The 16269-nt window shown below is 70.3% G+C and carries 13 protein-coding genes; 2 read left to right on the top strand and 11 right to left on the bottom strand.

The window, feature by feature from the left end; all coding sequences use genetic code 11:
- Nucleotides 1–68 precede the first annotated feature (68 nt).
- The 4 genes from ACIN94_RS05065 to ACIN94_RS05050 form a co-directional block, all read right to left on the bottom strand.
- Nucleotides 69–500, bottom strand: coding sequence for a DUF6941 family protein (locus ACIN94_RS05065; RefSeq protein WP_400699838.1), 432 nt, complete (start codon nt 498–500; stop codon nt 69–71).
- A complete protein-coding gene (locus ACIN94_RS05060; RefSeq protein WP_400699966.1) occupies nt 500–913 on the bottom strand; it encodes a helix-turn-helix domain-containing protein in 414 nt (137 codons plus the stop codon). Before ACIN94_RS05060 ends, ACIN94_RS05065 begins: the two co-directional genes overlap by 1 nt.
- A 30-nt stretch (nt 914–943) precedes the next feature.
- Complete coding sequence (locus ACIN94_RS05055) at nt 944–1225, bottom strand: type II toxin-antitoxin system RelE/ParE family toxin (protein WP_400699964.1); 282 nt, start codon at nt 1223–1225, stop codon at nt 944–946.
- 219 nt (nt 1226–1444) lie between these two features.
- On the bottom strand, nt 1445–1924 hold the full coding sequence (locus tag ACIN94_RS05050) for a type II toxin-antitoxin system VapC family toxin (protein WP_400699835.1): 480 nt from the start codon (nt 1922–1924) through the stop codon (nt 1445–1447).
- A gap of 55 nt (nt 1925–1979) precedes the next feature.
- On the opposite strand from ACIN94_RS05050, the gene ACIN94_RS05045 reads away from it, so the two are divergent.
- Nucleotides 1980–2306 carry a hypothetical protein gene (locus ACIN94_RS05045; RefSeq protein WP_400699832.1) on the top strand — a complete coding sequence of 109 codons (327 nt, stop codon included), beginning with the start codon at nt 1980–1982 and terminating at the stop codon, nt 2304–2306.
- A 289-nt stretch (nt 2307–2595) separates the two neighbouring features.
- Nucleotides 2596–3099 carry a DinB family protein gene (locus ACIN94_RS05040; protein ID WP_400699829.1) on the top strand — a complete coding sequence of 168 codons (504 nt, stop codon included), beginning with the start codon at nt 2596–2598 and terminating at the stop codon, nt 3097–3099.
- Nucleotides 3100–3159: 60 nt separating this feature from the next.
- On the opposite strand, the gene ACIN94_RS05035 is transcribed toward ACIN94_RS05040, so the two are convergent.
- The 7 genes from ACIN94_RS05035 to ACIN94_RS05005 form a co-directional block, all read right to left on the bottom strand.
- Complete coding sequence (locus ACIN94_RS05035) at nt 3160–6714, bottom strand: UvrD-helicase domain-containing protein (RefSeq protein ID WP_400699826.1); 3555 nt, start codon at nt 6712–6714, stop codon at nt 3160–3162.
- 58 nt (nt 6715–6772) lie between these two features.
- Nucleotides 6773–10012, bottom strand: coding sequence for an ATP-dependent helicase (locus tag ACIN94_RS05030; protein ID WP_400699823.1), 3240 nt, complete (start codon nt 10010–10012; stop codon nt 6773–6775).
- 208 nt (nt 10013–10220) lie between these two features.
- A complete protein-coding gene (locus tag ACIN94_RS05025; RefSeq protein WP_400699821.1) occupies nt 10221–13019 on the bottom strand; it encodes a CDP-glycerol glycerophosphotransferase family protein in 2799 nt (932 codons plus the stop codon).
- 167 nt (nt 13020–13186) lie between these two features.
- Nucleotides 13187–13507: an MGMT family protein gene (locus ACIN94_RS05020; protein WP_400699818.1), complete on the bottom strand. Its 321-nt coding sequence runs from the start codon at nt 13505–13507 to the stop codon at nt 13187–13189.
- A complete protein-coding gene (locus tag ACIN94_RS05015; protein ID WP_400699815.1) occupies nt 13495–13863 on the bottom strand; it encodes a hypothetical protein in 369 nt (122 codons plus the stop codon). The genes ACIN94_RS05020 and ACIN94_RS05015 overlap by 13 nt, the downstream gene beginning before the upstream one ends.
- Before the next feature lie 135 nt (nt 13864–13998).
- A complete protein-coding gene (locus ACIN94_RS05010; protein ID WP_400699812.1) occupies nt 13999–15231 on the bottom strand; it encodes a S8 family serine peptidase in 1233 nt (410 codons plus the stop codon).
- Nucleotides 15225–16175 carry a hypothetical protein gene (locus ACIN94_RS05005; RefSeq protein ID WP_400699810.1) on the bottom strand — a complete coding sequence of 317 codons (951 nt, stop codon included), beginning with the start codon at nt 16173–16175 and terminating at the stop codon, nt 15225–15227. The genes ACIN94_RS05010 and ACIN94_RS05005 overlap by 7 nt, the downstream gene beginning before the upstream one ends.
- Nucleotides 16176–16269 lie beyond the last annotated feature (94 nt).

The following is a 16269-nucleotide window of genomic DNA, read 5'->3' as shown; positions in this document are numbered from 1 at the left end:
ACCAAAGAGGGAGAAGACCACGACGACACTGCTCGACCTGAACATCGAACATCAGGTGATTTCTTCGATCAGCACGGGCACCGGATGGCGAAGTCAGCCGATGCGAACTCCTGCTCATCGATGTCCAGTTTCCACTCATACCGCTTACCCGCTTCCAGAGAAAGCGGCATAATATTCACTGCGAAACTGCTGTGAATATCTGTCATCCGAATGAAGTCATCGGCATCGGCGCCCATGCTGATGCCGAGCTCACCCTGATACTCAACGGGAGAGTCTCCACCATCAAGTGGGGCCATCACGGGCTTTTCGTCGGCATCCACCAGGCGCAGCGTGAAGGAATGCGATGTGGACGCTTCCTCCCATGGGACACGCAAGAACACAGCCACGGTCATCTGCGGTGCGACGGAATCCGTTAGAGACCAGTCGGCGCCCAGCATGTGCATCTTGCCCGTCCCCTGGTCGTGTTGGGCCGAGTCGCACAGCATGATGAAAGCTTGCACTATGCGGTCACCTTCGGCTCCGCGAAGACGCTTCGGGGGAGGACTTCAAGCCCGGCAGCGAATGTGGTTCCCGTCGGACCGCTGGTCGAGACGACCAGCGCGGGCGCCGAACGGGTCGTTGCGGCAGTGGTCGAGCCCGAGCGGACAATGTGATGCACGGACGCTCCGACCGCCAGCGCGTAGCGACGGATCGTTGAGAGATGAGGGTCGCCGCCCAGACGTTCGAAGTCCGAGACCGCCGGTTGGCTACGGCCCATCCGCTCGGCCACCTGGGCCTGCGTGAGACCCTGGGCTTTGCGCAGTTCCACGAGGCTCTCGATGAGCCGCATGTCCCGGTCGATCGCCCTGTTCTCCCGCTGGACATCAGGATCGTCTAGATCGATGCCGAGCAGCTCAGCAACCTGTGGATCCATCACCGTCGACCTCCCTGTATCGGCTTCACCTTATATCCTCCGCAACCAGTCAGCCAGCCGCTTCCTGGCAAGGTCAATGACTCGATCCTGAGCGCCTTGACTCCCTTTTTGGTGAAAAGCGAGCCCCAGGAGCACATGTTCCTGTTGAGGGCCGAGAGCGTAGTAAAGGCGATACTCATTGCCTACGTAACTGAGCCGAGCCTCATAGAGACCCTTGCCCAGAGAGCCGGTGTCTCTAGGCAGGTGCTTCCCCAGCTGGATCCTGGTCATCAGCGACCCAAGCTCCTTGAGCGGAGGGCCACCTTCCAACACCTTGTGAAACTCGTTGCTGACTACCTGCTCCCCAGAGGCAGAGGTATACAACAGCCAGGCGGCCTTCGGCTTCTCCAACACCTGCACCCTCGTCCTGCGGCGGTAGCGATCGAGACAAGGCTGCCGAATGTATCGCCTGACTCTTGACGCCGCAGACCGATTGAGCGGATATCGGCCCGCGGAAGCCCCTCGATGGAGCCGTGCGAGCCCGGGGCGGCATCACAGAGTCTCCGGCAACAACGTCAAGGCCATGACATGACGTGGCCGTACAGCGGTGAAATGACGGCAGTCGATGGTGGCAACCTTCGAGATCTCCAACCGCTCCGCCAACGCGATCACTGAAGCATCGACCAGTCCCAGCCGCAGATCGTCGTAAATTTCGACGAGCCGTGCGGTGCGGCCCACGTCCTCAGCCATCAGATCCACCAGTTCGAGCTCGCCTCGCGCCACCGATGCCAGGAACGCGGCCTCACTCTTGGCGCCGAGATTCTTCTCCACGTGCCAGGACCTCTCGGTCAGCACGGTCACGGGAAGCAGAAGCCGGCCGGACAGCGTGGAAAGCAAATGCGCCGATAATTTGTGAGCGGCGGGGCAAGCGTTCTTGGCTTCTGTAAGCTGAACTTCACTGATATCCATGACGTTCGCCAAGCCTTCGGTGGCGACGTAATGAAGCGCCGATAAGAGCAGGTCATCTTCCATGGGTTTTTCCCTCGGCAGCAGAGTGTCCCCAGCCCTCCTCATGGGGTTGGCAGCTATGACCTTGACGGCCTGCGGCGGGCCCCAGTGGCAGGACATCAATACGGCGGCGCTGTCAAAAGACGAGCGGACGTTGATCGTGGAAGTGCTCCTCGCAACGCCAGAAGATGCCGCCTCGCAATGCGAAAAGGTGACGGACACCGAAATAAAAGAATCCTCTTCGCAAGTGATCATCGGGATCGAAGTAAGCAACAATTGCCCGCACACGTGGAACGACACCCTGGCCATAGGGTACGTGCGTTTCGTGAAACTCGAATTAAGGCAACCACTTAGCGGGCGAACCGTCTTGGACAACACGCGCCATCAACGCGTCAAGATCGACTGATCGTCCGACAGTTCGTAAGTCGTGGCGGACCTGGCGTCTGGGCCGATAGGCAGGCATCCGATGCCAGGTCCGCTGTTGAGACGCGCCAGACGGTGCCGGGACACCATGAGCGAGATGCCCCATATGGCCGAGCCGGGACGGTTCCGATTGCCACGGACAGACCAGGTCGGCTCGCTGTGGCTGAGTCGTTCGGTGGTCTCGGGGAGCGCAAGGCGGAACCGGCGCAGCGACTCCAGCGGATTATCGGCCATGGCCACGTGGTCCTTCGCGGGTGAGAGGATCATGATCCATGACCGACAACCGCGTTTCCCCTCCCTTCGTCGGCGACGAGCGCGCCATGCTGAACAACTGGCTCGACTGGCACCGTGAGACCCTGGCCGTCAAGTGCGCGGGGCTCTCGGAGGAGCAGCTCCGCGAACGCGCCGTGCCGCCGTCGACCCTGTCGTTGCTCGGTCTGGTCCGCCACATGGCCCACGTGGAGCGCGCCTGGTTCCGCCATGTGCTGAACGACGAGGACGTCCCGCTCCTGTACAAGACCGCCGACCCCAACGCCGAATTCAACGACGTGGACACCGCCTCAGCCGAAGAGGCTTTCGCCACCTGGCGGGCCGAGGTCGAGCACGCCCGCAGGCTCTCGGCCGAGGTGCCGCTGGACGCCATCGGAAAGCGGCAGCGCCACGGGCAGGACTGCTCCCACCGCTGGATTCTCGTCCACATGATCGAGGAGTACGCCCGGCACAACGGCCACGCCGACCTGCTGCGCGAGCGGATCGACGGCGTCACCGGCGAATAGACCAATCCCTGCCGTGATCACGCACGGATTCCCGCCCGGCGGCGACGGACTGGACACGCCTCAGCCGACGGTGGGGACCGACTCCAGGAGGGCGATCAGGCCCCGTTCGTCGAGGAGGTTGACGGGTCTGACCGTGGTGTTGAGGCGGACGTAGTGGAAGGCCGCGCTCACGTGGTCCAGGGGGACGGCGGCCAGGTGGGACCAGGCCAGGCGGTAGGCGGCGAGCTGGACGGCGGCTGCCGCCGCGGCCTTCTTGCCCTTGGGGCGCTGACCGGTCTTCCAGTCGACGACCTCGTAGCGGCCGTCCGGGGTCTCGAAGACGGCGTCCATCCGGCCCCGGACCAGCCGGTCGGCGATCATCGTCTCGAAGGGGACCTCGACGTCCAGGGGCTCGCGGCCGGCCCACTCGCTCTCCTCGAAGCGGTCGCACAGCTCTTCGAGCCGGACGTCGGCCTCCTCGACGTCGTCGGACGAGCCGGGCAGCTCGAACTCGTCGAGCAGCCGCTGCTGGCCCCAGCGGGACTCCAGCCAGCGGTGGAAGGAGGTGCCCCGGCGGGCCAATGGGGTGGGTTTCTTGGGCACAGGACGGCGGATCTGCCTGGCCAGGGTCTCGGGGTCGGAGGCCAGGGTGACGAGGGAGGAGACGGTCAGATGGGTGGGCAGCTCCACCCGGCCGGTGCCACGTCGCCGTACGGTCGCCCGCTCCCTGAGCAGAAGCTCGGTGTCGCGCTCCCAGGCCTTGGCCCGTTCCCTGTCCCAGCCGCGTAGCTCCGCCAGGACCGAGGGCCGCTCGCCCTGTGGCTCCTGCTCCCCCGTGCGCTCGTGTTCGGAGATGGCCGGGGCGTCCTGCCGGGTCGGGGAGAAGCTCGTGCCCTCGTCGAACTCCTCATCGTCGTAGAAAGCATCGTCGTAGAGAGCATCGTCGGGAGCGTCGGGGAAGGGAATCTCCTCGTCCTCCGGCGGGGTCTCGGGGAACGGGATGTCCTCCGGGGAGGCCGGGAAGCCGTGGACGGGTGGGCTGTCCTGGGCCGTGGTGAGGGTCGGGGCGGTGCCGGTGAGGGCTGCCAGGGCTGCTTCGACCAGGGTGGCGCCGTCGAGGACGGCCGCGTAGCGGACGTCGTCGGGGGCGACGGGCCAGGTGGCCTCGGCGGGTTCGGCGAGGAGGGGGTTGGTGGCGTCCCGGCCGGCGTCGGGGGCCCAGACGGCGGCCTGGCCGCAGGTCTCGCGGATCTCCACCAGGAACTCGGAGGGCGAAAGCGGTTTGGACGCGCTGCCCCAGCGGTAGCCGGAGGCGATCAGGAGGTAGTGGGCGCGGGTGACGGCCACGTAGGCCAGGCGGCGTTCCTCCAGCAGGTCGCGGTCACGGCAGTGCTCGTCGAACTCGGCCAGCTCATCCTTGGTCAGCCCGCCCAGCCGGGGCAGGTCGGAGGCGTCGCCGCGGAGCGGGTAGGGCAGCTTGCGGGGGTTGTCGGTCCATTTGGGGCTGGTGGTGGGCCGTGCCGGGAACATGGTGCCGACGGCCAGCGCCCCGTTTCTGGACACGGTCTGGGACATGCCGGGGATCACCACGACCGGCCATTCCAGGCCCTTGGAGGCATGCACGGTCATGAGCTTGACGCTGTTGCTCTCCCCCACCCGTCCGGCGTCCAGGCCGTTCTCCTCCTCGTCGGCTGCCGTGAGGAACGCCAGGAACGCGCCCAGCGTGGGGTCCTCGGAGTCGCCGGCGAACCGGGTGGCGGCGTCCAGGAAGGCGTCCAGGTCGGCGCGGGCGGCGAACGGGCCGATGGCGGTGCCGCGTGCCGCGACCTCGATGTCCAGGCCGAGTCTGCGCTCGATCTCGACGATCAGGTCGGGGAGCGGCTGGCCGGCGTGGGCGCGCAGGATCCGCAGCTCCTGCGCCATGGCGAGCAGCCGTACCCGGGCCAGCGGGGCGAACAGGTCCTGCCATTCGGGGCGGTCGGGCAGTTCGTCGAGGGCGTCGATGAGGCTGCCGCGTTCCTCGGTCATGTCCGCCACGGCCTGGTCCAGCGGGTCGGCGGCCGGGGCCCCGCCCTTGCGAGTCTCGCGGTTCAGGTCGCGGGCCCGTTCGCCCAGCTCCTTGAGGTCGGCCGGGCCGATCCGCCAGCGGGGTCCGGCCAGTAGCCGGACCAGCGCGTCTCCGGCGGTCGGGTCGTAGAGGACGCGGAGGGTGGCGACGATGTCGGAGACCTCCGGGACGGTCAGCAGGCCGCCCAGGCCGACCACCTCGACCGGGATGCCGCGGCTCTCCAGTGCTTTGCGGAGTGCGGGGAACTGTGACCGTTTGCGGGCCAGGATCGCCACGTCGTGCGGTTGCAGGCACTCCGGGCCGCCCCACATGCTCTGTCTGGCCTTCTTGCGCTCGCCGTCGCCCCAGGGCAGGCCGTCGGGCGCGCTCTCGCTGCCCAGCAGGGTGGCGATCTCGGCGGCGATCCAGGCCGCCTCGTCGTCGGCGGTCTCGTGGAAGGCGCACTTCACCTGGCCGCGGTTGATCCGGTTGCCGCCGGGCACGAGCACGGGCACCTCCCGCGCCTCCACGCGGAGCGGGAGCTGCACGCGGGCCGCGACGTCGAGTACGGCGTCGCCGTTGCGGAAGCTGACCGACAGTCTGCGGACCGGGGCGGGCTCTCCGGAGGCGGTGGTGAAGTCGCGGGGGAAGCGGGTGAGGTTGCCGGCGGAGGCGCCGCGCCAGCCGTAGATGGACTGGCAGGGGTCGCCCACGGCGGTCACCGGGTGGCCGCCGCCGAACAGCGAGCGGAGTAGGACGAGCTGGGCGTGGCTGGTGTCCTGGTACTCGTCGAGGAGGACGACGGCGAACCGGCCGCGTTCGATCGCGCCGACCTCGGCGTGCTTGGCGGCGATCCGGGCGGCCAGTGCCATCTGGTCGCCGTGGTCGACGACCTCGCGGCTCCGTTTGAGCCGGTTGTAGACCTCGACCAGGGGCAGCAGCAGCTCTCTGACCCGCTGGGTGTCCAGCGGTCTACGCTGGGCGAGGATGGGTTTGCCGGGCAGTTCGCCGTACCGTTCGGCGAGCCAGGCGCCGATCTCCCGCACGTCCTGGGGACTACGCAGGTGCTCGGCCATCTCCCCGGCCAGTTCCAGGATGGCCTTGGTGACGGTGGAGGGGGCCCATTCGATCTGCTCCATGGGTCCGTCGTAGGCGCTGACCACCCGGCTGGCGAGCTGCCAGGAGACGGCGGGGCTGACCAGGCGCATGGTCGGTTCGAGCGCCTCCCGCAGGGCGTGGTCGGTGACGAGCCGGGACGCGTAGGCGTGGTAGGTCGAGATGGTCGGCTCGCCCTCCAGCAGCTCGGCGGGGACCTGCTCGGCCGCGACCAGGCCGTTGAGCCGCTCGCGGACGCGGATGGAGAGCTCTCCGGCGGCCTTCCGGGTGAAGGTGAGGCCGAGCACCTGTTCGGGGCGGACGAGGCCGTTGGCCACCAGCCAGACGACCCGCCCGGCCATGGTCTCGCTCTTGCCGGACCCGGCTCCGGCGACCACCACCATCGGTTCGAGGCCGGCCTCGATCACCTCGATCTGTTCGGGGGTGGGGGGGAGGATGCCCAGTTTTCCGGCGAGCTGGCTCGGGCTCAGCACGGGGCGTCCCCGCAGGCCGTACGGCCCGGCACTGCGGCGTCCCCGCAGGTGGTACGGCTCAGCACACCTGGTCCCCGTTCTTGCTGACCGGGCAGCTCGCCCGTACGGCGCAGGTACGGCAGCCGTCGTTGACCTTGGCCTGGAAGGACGTGTTGGACATGCCGACGGCCACAGTGTCGACCATCTCGCGAGCCCATCTGGGGTCGGCGTCCTCCGCCAGAGGCCGCTGGCGCTGCTCCTTGGCGTCCTTCCTGCCGGCGGCGTCGCCGACCTGGACCAGGGCCGCGCCGCCGGGCTCGGTCATGCCGTGCCGTTGGAAGGCTCCCAGCAGCACGGCGAGCTGGTAGACGCCGAGCTGGGGGTGACGGTCGAGGTCGGCGTCCTTGGCGCCGGTCTTGCCGGTCTTGATGTCGATGATCACGGCGCGGCCGTCGTCGTCGCGTTCGACGCGGTCGACCCGGCCCTTGATCTGCACGCTCTCCGACACCATGGCGGTGAAGGCCTCTTCGGTGCTGATCAGCTTGCGGGGGTTGTCCCGGTGCCAGCGGACGAATTTGGAGATCATCTGCTCGGCGATCCGGCGCTGTTTGCGGTTGTACCAGAGGCCGCCGAAGTCCAGCCCGTTCCAGATCTCGTCCAGGCGTTTGCCGAGGGTGTCCTCGTCGGGCATGCCTTCGGTGGCGAGCACGGCCAGCGCGTGGATGACGGTGCCCAGTCCCCTGGCCGCGTCGGTGCCGCTCGCGCCCACGGAGGTCTCCAGCAGCCAGCGCAGGCCGCACTTGGTGAAGTTCTCCACCGCCGAGGGCGAGATGCTGACGACGTCGCCGGGCCAGCTCAGCGGGCGGTCGTCGGAGATCGGGGTGAGGGCGTACCACTCGTTGGGGTGGGCGCCGCGCACGCCGGCGGCGGCGAGTCTGGCCAGGTGCTCGGCGGCGGCCTGGCGGAGCGGGGCGGGCCGGCTCGTGTCGGAGACGGCCTGCCGCAGGTCCGCGACCAGGGCGGGCATGCTGAGCCAGCGGGAGCGCTCGTCGACGACCGTCTCCTCGGTCGCGCCGGGCACCAGCTCGGTGAGGAACCGGGAGGGCCGCTCGTCGCTGTCGTCGCCTCCCACGGCGGTGACGATGAGCCTGCTTCTGGCCCTGGTCGCCGCCACGTAGAAGAGGCGGCGCTCCTCGGCCAGGAGCTGGGAGGAGAGCGCGGCCGAGACGGCGGCCGGGTTCTCGTGTTCGGAGCCCTCGGCCCTGGCGACCATGTCGTCGGTGCTGAGCAGGGAGCCACGCAGCCGCAGGTCGGGCCAGGCCCCTTCCTGCACTCCGGCGGCGACGACGACGTCCCATTCCAGGCCCTTGGAGCGGTGTGCGGTCAGGATCCGGACCGCGTCGGTGTCGGGGGCGCGTTCGGCGAGGGAGTCGCCGGGGATCTCCTGGGCGACCAGGTCGTCCACGAACACCTCGACGCCCGCGTGCGGCAGCCGGTCCACGAACCTGGCCGCGTGGTCGAACAGCGCCACCACCGCGTCGAGGTCGCGGTCCGCCATGGTCCCCCGGACCCCGCCGCCGACGCTGATGTCGCTCCATCTGCGGGCCAGTCCGGTGGCCTGCCAGACGGTCCAGAGCACGTCTTCGGCGGTGCCGCCCTGCCGTACGGCCTCGGCGGCGCCGGAGATGAGCCCGGCGAGCCGTTCGGCGGGCAGTGCCACGTGCGGCTCCACCCGGACCAGCTCGCGGGCGTCCTTGAGCGCCGCGACCAGCAGTTCACCCGAGGAGCGTGGCTTGGAGAGGTCACGTTCGACGGATCCGCCGATCAGGTCGCCGTCGTCGGGGGACGGTCCGGAGTCGCCGATCAGGTCGTGGTCGTCGGGGGGCGGTTCGGAGAGGTCGTGTTCGGCCGGGTCGTGGCCGCCGAGGTGGGCCATCGCCTCGTGCTCGGCGATCCGGAGGGCCCTGCGGAGGCGGCGTACGCCGATCATGTCGGTGCCGCCGAGCGCGCCGGTCAGCAGTTCCTCGGCCATCGCCTCGTCGAGGGTCTCGGGGTGGAGGGCGACCTGGATGAGCCTGATCAGCGGTCGCACGCCCGGCTCCTGGAAGAGGGGCAGCTCGCCGCCGCCCACCACGACCGGCACGCCGGCCGTGACGAGTGCCCGGCGGAGCAGCGGCACCTGGCGGGTGGCCGAGCGGACCAGCACGGCCATCCGTGACCAGGGGACGCCGTCGAGCAGGTGGGCTCGGCGCAGGGTGTCGGCCACGACCGCCGCCTCCTGGGTGGCGCCGTCGGTCACCACCACCTGGACCTCACCGGGGTCGGCGTCGGCGAGGGGGCGCAGGTCCCGGTGGGCGACGCCGCCGGGGATCGCGGGCAGCCGGGCGGCGACGCGGCGGGAGGCCCTCAGGAGCTCGGCACCGCTGCGGCGGCAGACGCGCAGGGCGATGACGGGCGCGTTCTCGCCGTCGGCCCGGGGGAAGCTCTCCGGGAACCGCATGATCCCGCGTACGTCGGCGCCGCGGAAGCCGTAGATCGACTGGTCGGGGTCGCCGACCGCGATGAGGTCTCGGCCCTCTCCGGCCAGCTGCTGGAGCAGGAACTCCTGGGCGGGGTCGGTGTCCTGGTATTCGTCGACGAGGACGACGTCGTAGGCGGACCGTTCGCGGAGCCGTACCTCGGGGTCGGTGAGCAGGCCGCCGGCGGCGCGGATCAGCTCCGTGTAGTCGAGCACCGGCTCCATGTCCAGGTCGAACCTGGCCTGGTAACGGTCGGCGAACCGGCCGGCGGCCGCCCAGTCCGCCCGGCCGTGGCGGCGGCCCAGCTCGACGAGGTCCTCTCCGTCGAGGCCTCGCTCGGAGGCGCGGGCCAGGAAGTCGCGGAGCTCCTGGGCGAACCCCCGGGTCTTGAGCGCCTCGCGCATGTCGTCCGGCCAGTGCGGGGCGCCGTCCTCCAGCTCGCCGTGGAGCAGGCGGCGGATCTCCAGGAGCTGCTCGGGGCCGGTCAGCAGGCGGGGCGGCACGCCTCCGGCGAGCACGGCCTCGCGGCGGAGCAGTGCGTAGGCGTAGCTGTGGAAGGTGAGCGCGAGGGGGGTCCGGGTGGTGCGGCGCATCCGGCCGGTGATACGTTCGCGCAGTTCCTCGGCCGCCTTGCGGCTGAAGGTGAGGACGAGCACCCGTTCGGGGTCCACGCCGCGGCGCTCGATCCGGTCGACCACGGTCTCCACGATTGTGGTGGTCTTGCCGGTTCCGGGCCCGGCGAGCACGAGCAGCGGGCCGCTCTCGTGGGCCACCACCGCACGTTGGTGCTCGTCAAGCACAGGGGCAGCAGTTCTCCCCGCGCTCTCATGGCGCACCAAACGCCAGCTCTGACCACTCACAACTCGCCATTCCACCAGATCCCGGGCAGTGATCGTGCCGAGTCCGCGAGTGTCGCATGGCGGACCCCTGGCCGGGCGCTCCGGATGATTCCGTCCGCCCAGCCGGTCTCCGATGATCGTTGGAAGCGTACGCCCAGCTCGGATCGGCTCAGGAGTCGAAGACGTGGTCGACCAGGCGGGCGGTCGCCTTGCCGTCGTCGCGGGGGGCGTAGAGGAGCCGGAACCGTTCGTAGCGCTCGGCGTGGGCGGCGGCCACCTCGTCGATGGTTCGCATCGCCTCGATCACCTCGGTGCCCGTGGTCAGCAGCGGCCCGGGGGCCTCGGCGGCCAGGTCGAGGTAGAGGCCTCGCTTGGACGAGTAGCGCTGCAGGTCGTGGGTGAAGAACAGCATGGGCCGGCCGGTGGCGGCGAAGTCGAACATGACGGAGGAGTAGTCGGTGATCAGCACGTCAGTGATCAACAACAGATCCGCCATATCCGGATATGTCGTGACGTCGAGCCCAAGGCCGTCGGGCATGTTGGGCGCCGCCTGCATCGAGTGCGCCCTGACCAGAAACTCGTGACCCGGGCCGAGCGCCCGCCGCGCCTCGGCCAGGTTCAGCCGCAGCGAGGCGTTCTTGCGGTCGTAGTCGCGGAAGGTCGGGGCGTAGAGCACCACCCTGGCGCCCTCGGCGATGCCGAGCCTGCGGCGCACCCGGGCGGCCAGCTCGTCCCTGTCGGGGGCGGACAGCACGTCGTTGCGCGGGTAGCCGCTCTCCAGGACCTCGCCCTGGTAGCCGAACGCCTTGCGCAGGATCGGGGTCGCCCACGGGCTCTGTGAGACCAGCAGGTCCCAGCCCCGCACCTCGACCGCCTGACGGTGCCAGGCCGGCGGCTTCGGGTCGCGGGACATGTGCGGCAGGTCGTTGCCCAGGCGCTTGAGCGGACTGCCGTGCCAGGTCTGCACGACCATCTGGTCATCGCGCGCCCGGAACCACGGCGGCAGGAAACCGTTCGTCACCACGTACCGCGAGCGCGCGAGCACCGCGTAGTGCTCGCGGCTGCCCGCACGGACCACGGTCGGCCGGATGCCGGAGCCGGCCCCGAGCTCCGCCGACCCCGGCGGCACGAACGCCCCGTCCTTGACCACCCAGATGTGCTCGCGGTCGTCGCCGCGCCGTACGCGCTCCTCGTAGATCGCACGGACGTTGCCTTCGTACTGCCGTCCGTCGTAAGCGACGTAGACGGTCGCGTCGTTCAGCTCGCGGGTCCGCTCGGCCGGGTAGAACGAGCGCCGCAGGGCGAACAGGCCGCCGGCGCCCCTCTCGTCGTCGGGCAGGTCCTCGGCGACGGTCAGCACCGGCACGTCGAACCGGGTGGAGACCAGACGGTATTTGCGGCCGTCATGGACCTTCGGCTCCTCGTCCAGCGAGTCGAGGATGGCGTGGTCGACGCGGAGCGGCACGATCTCCCCGGAGGATTCGCGGACCGCCATGCTCCAGCTCCCGCTGCCCAGCGGCACGGTCTCCCCGAAGCGGGGCATCGCGGCGGGCGAGAGCAGCATCGAGAAGCGGTCGTCGGCACGCTCCAGGGCCACGGTGTGGATCAGCCCGGTGCGGTGCCGCAGCGTCAGCTCGGCAGGCCCGGAGCCGGGGTAGGAGCCCTCGAGGGAGAGCGTGCCGTCCTCGTCCCAGGTCGCCGCGGAGATGACCGGGCGGATCCGGTGCGCGGAGACGATCACCCGGTCGCGCCGGTCGCCCAGCACGGTGATCTCCCGCTCGCCGACGACCGAGCGGCTCTCCGCCGCCCGGCCGCGCATGACGGCGGCCGCGGGGTCGCCCTTGGGTTCGACCCAGAGCCTGCCGCCGTCGCGCTCCTGGAGCAGGGAGGGTACGGCGAGCGGCACGACGACCTCGGTGCCCCCCTCGACGGGGGTGAAGTCGGCCGACATCCGGTGGCCGTCCAGGCGCGCGTGGCCCTTGCTCTGGCCCTTGCCCGGCAGGAACACCTTCAGTTCCAGCCGGTCGCCGTCCAGCCGTACCTCGGTCAGCTCGGCCCGGGTGGGCTGTAGCACGACCTGCAGGGCACGGTCGGAGGTCCAGACCGGGCGGACCCACCAGCCCCCGCCCAGGTCCAGGCCCCGGGGGCGCTCGGTACGGCCGCTGGAGGGCCCGCGGAGCAGGCCGACGGCGCGGGCGCCCCTGCTCCAGATCACGATCTCGGCACGCCAGGTGGTGGTGTCGCGCACGACGGCCCGGCGGCGGAGCAGCCGCTTGCCGCCGCGCACGACGGCCCGCACGGCGGCACGCCAGCGCAGCGCCCAGGGGGACAGCTCCGCGACGAACCCGGACCAGTCGTAGTTACAGCCGGCCTCCTGGGCGCCGTAGGTGGCCTCCGGGTGGAAGACCCTGCGGGTGCGCAGTCGCACCGGGGGCAGCCAGCGCGGGCCGCGCAGCACGACGGTGGCCCGGTTGAAGCGGGGGCCACGGACCGAGAGTCCGGCCAGATGGGCATGGCCGCTGACCCGCAGCCGGCCGCCGGACCAGGAGATGTCCTCGACCTGGGTCATCGGGATCAGGTCGGCGGCGCGCAGCCGGAACATGGCCTCCGGGAGCTCGTCCTGGAGTGGCAGGTCGGCATACCAGCGCAGCTTCCTGCGGACCCGCCTGGACGGCTCCGCGGCGGCCGTCGCGATCTTCTGCAGCGCGTCGCCGTCGGCGAGCTCGTCCACCTCCCGGTGCTCGACCAGGTGGAAGGCGATCCTGCGGGCCACCGGCAGTTCGCGCTTGACCCGCGCGTCCACCCCGGCGAGGTAGGGCTTGAGGAGCGTGACGAACTCACGACGACGGGCTGCGCCGCGCTTGACCGCCAGATCCAGCCGGGAACCGAGAGGACCGGCCAGGGCGTCGGCGTCGAACCGGCGACGCTCGGCCGGGGTCAGCCCCTCGGCCGACACCGCCGCCATCATCGATTGGAGCGGTTCTCCCCGGTCACATAGATCTTGAACAGCCCGTAGACGGTCGGCGACGGAATCGCCTCCGGATCGTGCGGGTGTGACGCCGGTGGCCATGGGGAAGGCACCGCCTTTCGGACAGAAGCTGTCCCGGGCCATGTTAGTGCGCCAGACGGAGCCAATTACTCCGCATTTGCTGGCAATCCAGCCCATCGCGCCACACGTATATCAACGCGGGCGCCTTTCAACGGGGTCCGTTCCTCCTGCCATCTGGCCAGGCACCTCTGCTCGTGGCCGGGCGGCGGGGTCCCGTCGGCGTGCACGACCCGCCACCAGGGCACGCCGCCGCCCCAGGTGGACATGACCTTCCCGACCTGGCGAGGGCCTCCCTCGCCGAGATATTCGGCGATGTCGCCATAGGACATCACCATGCCGCGCGGAATGCGTTCGACCAGGTCGAGCACCCGCTCCGCATACGGAGTCGGGTGCCCTACCGGCTCCATACGGCTGGCCCGGCCGCGAGTATTTCGTCGAGTTTGCCGAACTCGTAGGCCGCGGAGCCATTCAGCTGCTCGACGAGGCCACCACGGATCGCGTAGGACTCACCGTCCTCGCCGACCAGGCGCGCGCCCAGCAGCGCGGAGACCCGTGCCAGCTGGGCCACCTGCCAGTCGGACCCGGGCGCGCCGGACAGCCTGCCGTCCCAGACGGCTATGGCGTGAAGGCCGTCACCATGGCGCGCCAGGACCTCGCCCTTTTCCTGTGAACCGCGGAACTCGAACCCCGCCTGCCCCAGCACAGTCGCGAGTTCCGCGAAGGCGAGAGGCGCCGGGCGCTCCACACGCAACTCGTACCCCATGAGGGGCGACCCTAGCGAATATCTGACGGCCTTCGGGCCATCGGAGCCGTCATCGGCCTCACCGCGTCCGAACAGTGTCCAAAACGCGTTCCAATCGAATTCAATTCAGCACCTGTTTCTCAGCTTTCCGCCGGTTCACGGCCACGGTCCCGCTCGCCCGGTCACATGTTTCCCCTCCGCCGGTACGGCGTGCTCCGACCGCCGGCTGAGCATCACCACGGCCCCTGTGAACGCGAGTAAGCCGCCGAGCAGGCCCGTGCCGTACAGCCAGAGCCGGACCGGTTCGGGGCCGGGCGGGGCGGGCTCCTGGGGCTGGGGGCCCGTGCCGAAGTATCTGCCGGCGAGCGCCGGCGGCTCCGCCGTACGGCTGATCAGCTCTCCGGCTCTGGCGAGGGCCGCGCCGGCGTCGACGATGCCGAACCCGATGTGGTCGTCGTATCCGGCGGGGGGTGCGGATCTGGCGGTGGAGGTGAGGGCCTGCGACACCAGATACGGCGGGATATCTGGATATTTAGCTTTTATGAGTGCGGCGACCCCCGCCACCAGCGCGGTCGCCGAACTGGTCCCCTCCGAGAAGCCGTACTCGCCGCCGGGAGTCACCACCGGCACCCCCACGCCCGGCGCGGAGACCAGAACCGACAGGTTGTCGCTGCTGAACGGGGCCGGCCTGCCCGCCGAGTCGATGGCGCCCACCCCGATCACACCGGAGTATCCGGCGGGAAAGTTCCAGAAGGAGGTGGCGTTGTCGATCGCGTAGTCGGAACCGCCGTCGTTGCCGACTGCCGCGACCAGCACCACACCCCGCGACAGCGCGTAGGAGACCGCCTCCCGCTCGGCCCTGTGCGGCCCGTAGGCGCCCAGGGACATGCTGACGACCTTGGCCCCGTGGTTGACGGCGTAGCGGATCGCGCGGGCCAGCGGGCTGTCGGCCCCCGTCCGCTGATCCTCCTTCGGCAGGACGGTCTGGTCCCCGTTCCCCTCCAGCAGGACCACCGGCAGCGAGAGGATCCGGGCCTCGGGCGCGGCCCCGAGAAGACCGCCGTCCCCTCTGCCCGCTCCGGCGATGAGCGAGGCCATCGCGGTGCCGTGCCAGTCCTTGGAGAGATCGCCCTCCGGCGCCGCCGCTCCCGTCTCGGGCCCGGAGACGACCCGGCCGCGCAGCTCCTCGACGCCGTCGTCCACCTTGCTGTCCACCAGGGCCACGGTGACGCCCGCCCCCCTGGTGACCTTCCACGCCTGCTCGACGTTCATCGCCCGCAGCACCCAGCGCTGGTCCTCGCGCACGTCGGCGGCGCCCGCCGGAGCGGCGACCATCACGGAGAGTGCGGTCAGGGCGCTCGCCGCCCAGAACCGCCGGTGCCTCAGCACACGTTTCCCTGGGTGCACCGGGGTACGGCGCTGGGCTGGTCACCCAGGGCTCGGGCGATGCGCCCGGCGACGGCCTGCGCTGTCGGCCACAGCTCGCTGTGCAGGATCTCCTCGCGGGGGATCGACTCCCGGGTGCGGCCGTCGCGGTAACCGGCGGTGGAGAAGACGATGTAGGGGCCGACCGGGATCCAGCCGTTGCGCTGCCGCTGGGCGGCGCCGAACAGCTCGCTCGCGGTGCCGGGAAACGCCACGGGCCGCACCCCCACACGATCGTCCACCGGGAGCTGGGCCGCCGCGGCGATCTGCGCCTCCTCGTCCCGGAGCACCGCGATACCCACGGTGATGACGAATGTGGACGTCTGGTCCGTGTAGGAGGCCCGCAGCAACGTGCGGCAGCCGTGCTGGGCGAGGACGGAGCCTGTCGCGGCGTCGACGCCGGACCTGCAGGGAACCTCGGGGGCGAGGCCGATCCGCCGGGCGTACTGCTGGGTACGGCCGAGACCGATGTACTGCAGCTCCGTGGGGAAGACCAGGTCTGCCGGCCAGGTGTGCCAGCGCCCGGCGATGTCGTCCTTGATGTAGCGGGTCTGCTCGGCGGGCGTCAGCGGCCGGGCCTCGGTCTCACGGAACAGCCCGGCCGCGCCGGTGAGCACGTCGGTCGCGGCGACCGCCAGGATCGTGCCCATCAGGATCAGGAAGATCACACGGAACCGGATGCCCCGCTCCAGGGTCGCCAGCTCCACCCGCTCGGCCGCCAGGCGGTCGCGACCCGCCGCCGGCCATGCCCGGACCCGCCGGGCGGTGCCGGAGGCGGGTGTGCGTCGCGCCGGAGCGCTCCTCGCCCGTGGCACCCGGGAACCGGGCGGCGGCCAGCCGTCGCGGGCAGGAGGCGCCGAGGCTTGCGGGCGCCGTCCCGGCTCCTGATGCCGCCCGGGCTTCGACATACCTCGATGCTACGTCGCAGGGCCTCACCACCCCATCGCCGGAGTGTATTTGTGCCATCGCTCTCCGTGCGGGACGGCGTCTCGTGCGGGCCAT

It is taken from the genome of Streptosporangium sp. NPDC087985 (genome assembly GCF_044741965.1).
Lineage (GTDB): Bacteria > Actinomycetota > Actinomycetes > Streptosporangiales > Streptosporangiaceae > Streptosporangium.
Note: the sequence above shows the minus strand (reverse complement) of the source record. Positions and strands in the feature narration are given on the sequence as shown.